1 protein-coding gene is annotated in these 3659 nt (G+C 48.5%); it reads right to left on the minus strand.

What is annotated here, in order from left to right; translation table 11 throughout:
* The coding region (locus tag ACTF5U_RS12255; protein ID WP_438971918.1) for a DUF5801 repeats-in-toxin domain-containing protein at positions 1-3659 on the minus strand (3659 nt) is incomplete at both ends.

A 3659-nucleotide genomic window follows, 5' to 3' on the forward strand; every position in this document is an offset into this window, starting at 1 on the left:
TGGTGTCAGGTCTTCAATTACAGGTCCGTAGTCCACATCAACCGAGGTACTACCGGCTGTTTGCAGGTTTTCATACTCTGTACCACCCGACGCAACACCACTAATACTATTGGTGATAGTTGTTTGGTTAGTAATGTCAGCATCGGTATATGTTGCTGTCACTGAACCAGAGGTCTGACCTGCCAGAATGGTCACTTGCTCACCATTAGCCAGGTCGATAACAAGATCAGCATCCGGATCAACAGCACCAGGACCACCTGTCAATGTGACTGTGTAAATGATGTCGCCACCATCTTCAGATACATCGGTAGTTGCAGTGCTTAATGTCGCTGTAACGGTATCTGTGGTGTCACTGATAGTCACTGCTGCGGTATCAGTGGTATCCAGCTGTTCATAGTTACCACCGCTGGTTGATTGAATCCCCACATTGAAGCTCTCGCCGTCAACATAGACATCGTCACCCTGCGCCGCTTGAGGGGCAGAACTACCAGAGGTTGCCCCATCAGGAATGGTGATCTCAACGCCATTGGTCAGCGTAATGGTTAAGTTGCCTTGTGGTGCATTATCCACACTGGCGCTATAGGTGATAGTTCCGTCTTCCGCTACATTCACGTCGTTCAGCGTTACGGTCGTGGTATCAATGGTGTCACTGATAGTCACTGTCGCGTCATCAGAGATGTCCAGAGACGAATAATTTCCACCTGTGGTACCGGTCACTTCAACTGTATAGTTTTCAGCATCAATATATGGATCATCACCTTGAACAGGGAACGGAGTTGATACCGCACTACTATGCCCGACCGGAATCGTGATAGTGGCACCGTTATCCAACGTAATAACCAACGGGCTGCCCGTAACAGGATTTTCCACACTACCGGTAATAGTCGCTGTGCCGTCACCTTCGTTGACACTCACATCATCTAAAGTAAGGACATCAACGATTTGTGTCTCAAGCAATGTCACTGTCGCTGGTTCACTGATCTCGCCATCAGGGTCAATCAAAGTGTATTCAAACTCATCACCACCATCGGCATCCTGTGCAGGAGTATAGGTATAGCTACCATCCAGATTGATAACCAACGTGCCATTATCAAGCTCGATTTCAGTGTTATCTTCAGTAATAAAGGTTTCATCACCATCGAAGATAACTGAGTTGATAGACAGGTTAATGACTGGTGTGTCGTTATCGTAATCACGACCGGTTGCAGCACCACCATTATCATCATCATCAGTAATGATATTACCTGTTGTGACACCATCTACTTGATACGTGTTATCAGCAGCAACCGGCGCAATAGCTTCCAACTGACCTTCTTGAGGTTCACTGTTACCATTCAGCGTCAATGTTGCTGAAGCACTGTCACCATCACCATCGACGATGGTATAGCCGAACTCATCCTGATAATCGTTGGCTTGAGTATCAAACACATCATAAGACGTGATATTGACAAAGAAGTCGGAATCATCAGAACCGGCACTGCCATCATCACTGTATGGCACACCTTCAAACACCAGGGTGCTGAAGGCACCGATATCGCTCAGCGTGAATGAACCGACATTGTTGTTGCTAAAGTCTACATTCGTACTGTTGGCATAAGGATCTGAGGCATTTTCATTGTCACTGACAATACCACTGTCAATCCGGTTACCATCCGCGTCAAACGCATGCCAGCGCATGGCCTCACCACCATTCTCATTCTGGAACAAGTTCGAGAACTGAACCGTAGCTGAGGTGACATCACCGCTAAATTTGAATGCCAGTGCTTCACTTTCACTACCTGACTGATTGATTTGTGCAGGTACTGCTGTGTTCGCACCTGATGTGCCAGCCACACCGAATCCTGGCGCATTGCCACCAGTAGTGACACTACCCGATCCGCTATCACTGAATGTTCCATCAGCGTTCAGGAACGACTCACCCATGTTGAAGGCAGTCATGTTGCTACCAGTGTTAGTCCATCCTTCAACCGTTTCAGTATTTTGCGGCAAGCTGTCTGGGTTAGTGGTGTAGGTATAGCTACCATCTGAACTCAGGCTCAATGTGCCGTAGTCACCATCGATTTCGACAGAACCTTCAGCTGGAACATCCACGGTTGTGTCACCGAAAGTGACTGAAGTGACGCTACCAGGGCCATCGGCACCGTAGCTATCAACACCGGCTCCGCCGTCTGTGCTATCAGCCGTAACAACATTGCCTTCAGCACTTCCTTCAACGATAGAGTCGACGTCATCAACTGCAACCGGACCATCATCTTCAAAGGCAAACAACACACCAACATCAATGCTGCCTTCTGCACTATCGCCATCGGCGTCAGTGATAGTACCGGTCAGTGCAATCGCACCCGCATTGAGTGTCGCCGGAGAGTTCGCTTCATCCGGGTCAGTCACATCATCATGTTCAACCGCACGCAGTTGAGTCAGCGTGACTTCGCCATTTTCATCCACACTGGCTGTGAAGACCACAAAGTCTTGGTCATCATCGCTTGTGATGAACCCTTCTACCTCGCCATCATCGTTCACACGAAGTTGAACAGCTTTGTCGCTCAAGGTATCAACCAGACCAGTTTCAACGTCTGTATCAACTGTCAGATTATAACCCACAGCACCCGGTCCATCTGCACCAAAGTCAGTTGTGAAACTACCTGACAAGTCTAGCGTTGCGGTCGCATTACTTGGGTCCCCATTGCCGATATCAGTTTCAGCGACCGTGATAGCACCCAGTTGGTTGATGCTGACGTTAATATTAACGTCATTGAAGTCATTATCACCGCCAATGATGTCTTCCCAGTTCTGGTTACCGGCTGCACCGTTATCCTGCATTGCATCCGCGTCACCTGGATTCAGGTCGGCATTGTCGAACAGGACATTAGTGCCTTGTCCGGTCAATGGTTCACCATCCAGAACAACTTGCCAGTTGCCGTCACCATCCTGTTCGAAGGTCACTGCATCACCATTGTTAAGCGTGTTCAGATCGGCACCGTCAGGAATAATAAAGAAACCAATATCTGATGGGTCGGTCACTTCGACAGTGATTTCACCAGACGCGTTGTCTTTAACGTTAGACCAGATAATTTCGCCACTGACTGGCTCACCATCTTCACCTTTAATATAGAAACCATAGGTGTTGTTGTAACCAGCGTCACCGCCTTCATTGGTGACTGTCAGCAGATATGGCTGAGTCGGTTGCTCAGCAGCAATAGTCGGTGCGTCATCTTCAAAGTTGAAGTTGACACCACCCAAATCAAGCGTTGCTTCAGCACTATCTTCATCAGCGTCTGTAATGGTTTTCACCAGAGTCAGCAGTTCTGAATCCAGCACCATACCCTGGCTATCGTCAGGATTTGTGGTATCGGCATGCCAAACGTTTTCTAACTGCGTCAGTGTCACTTCACCGTCGTCATTAACGCTGATAGTGAAGTAATCAACACCTCCCGCAGAGCCGACGATTTCGCCACCGACTTCGTTAAGCACAATTTCTATGCCCTGACCGTAACCATCACCATCGCCAGCATCGGTATCCGTGTTATCCACCGTAAACAGACCTGAGGCAACATCTGAACCATTCAGATTCAGGCTGTAGCTTTCACTATCATCACCGGCAGGGCCATCAGCACCAAAGGCACCAGTGAAGAAGCCACTGAAGTCAAAGCTTGCTGTCG

Source organism: Methylophaga sp., from assembly GCF_965655755.1.
Taxonomy (GTDB): domain Bacteria; phylum Pseudomonadota; class Gammaproteobacteria; order Nitrosococcales; family Methylophagaceae; genus Methylophaga.